Below are 1,104 nucleotides of genomic sequence, written 5' to 3'. Positions count from 1 at the left end.
AGGAGAGCCGGCGTGAGCTTGAGGATCGTTGTCTGTGTGAAGTACGTGCCCGACGCGACCGGTGACCGGCATTTCGCCGATGACCTGACGGTGGACCGTGAGGATGTCGACGGTCTGCTGTCGGAGCTGGACGAGTACGCGGTCGAGCAGGCGTTGCAGATCGCGGACGCGGCGGACGATGCGGAGATCACCGTGGTGACGGTGGGTCCGGAGGATGCCAAGGACGCGTTGCGCAAGGCGCTGTCGATGGGTGCGGACAAGGCTGTTCACGTCGAGGACGACGATCTGCACGGTACCGATGTGATCGGTACGTCGCTGGTTCTGGCGAAGGCGGTCGAGAAGAGCGGCTATGACCTGGTGATCTGCGGGATGGCCTCCACCGACGGTGTGATGGGTGTCCTGCCGGCCCTGCTGGCCGAGCGCCTGGGTGTCCCGCAGGTGACGCTGCTCTCGGAGGTCGCGGTGGACGGTGGTGTGGTGTCGGGGCGCCGTGACGGTGACACCGCCTCCGAGCAGCTGGAGGCGTCGCTGCCGGCGGTGGTGTCGGTGACCGACCAGTCCGGTGAGGCGCGTTACCCCTCGTTCAAGGGGATCATGGCGGCGAAGAAGAAGCCGGTCGAGTCCCTCGACCTGGACGACCTGGGTCTGGACGCGGACGAGGTGGGTCTGGCGGGTGCGTGGAGCGCGGTCGACTCCGCGACCGAGCGTCCGGCGCGGACGGCGGGCACGATCGTGAAGGACGAGGGCGAGGGCGGCAAGCAGCTCGCCGAGTTCCTCGCGGGCCAGAAGTTCATCTGATCCCGCACCTCTTTCCCTGCTCTTCCTCTCTCTGTGTTCTTCTCGTCTGGAGTGCGTTGTCATGGCTGAAGTTCTTGTTCTGGTCGATCACGTGGACGGTGCGGTCCGTAAGCCCACCCTGGAGCTGCTGACGCTGGCGCGTCGGATCGGTGACCCGGTCGCCGTGGCTCTGGGTGCGGGTGCGGAGGCGACCGCGGGTGTGCTGGGTGAGCACGGTGCGGTGAAGGTCCTGACCGCGGATGCTCCGGAGTTCGCCGACTACCTGGTGGTTCCGAAGGTCGACGCGCTGCAGGCCGCGTTCGACGC

At 67.0% G+C, this 1,104-nt stretch carries 1 protein-coding gene and 1 pseudogene; both read left to right on the top strand.

Annotated features, from left to right (window positions below):
* The first annotated feature begins 12 nt into the window (after window positions 1-12).
* The gene (locus ABZ154_RS35060; RefSeq protein WP_356838522.1) at window positions 13-798 is read left to right on the top strand and encodes an electron transfer flavoprotein subunit beta/FixA family protein; all 786 of its coding nucleotides are present in this window, start codon (window positions 13-15) and stop codon (window positions 796-798) included.
* 61 nt (window positions 799-859) lie between these two features.
* A pseudogene (locus ABZ154_RS35055) lies at window positions 860-1,104 on the top strand (electron transfer flavoprotein subunit alpha/FixB family protein); the annotation flags it as partial.

The sequence above is a fragment of the Streptomyces sp. NPDC006261 genome (genome assembly GCF_040613515.1).
Classification (GTDB): Bacteria; Actinomycetota; Actinomycetes; order Streptomycetales; family Streptomycetaceae; genus Streptomyces.
The sequence above is the reverse complement of the archived record's forward strand: the minus strand, read 5'-3'. Positions and strand labels throughout refer to the sequence as shown.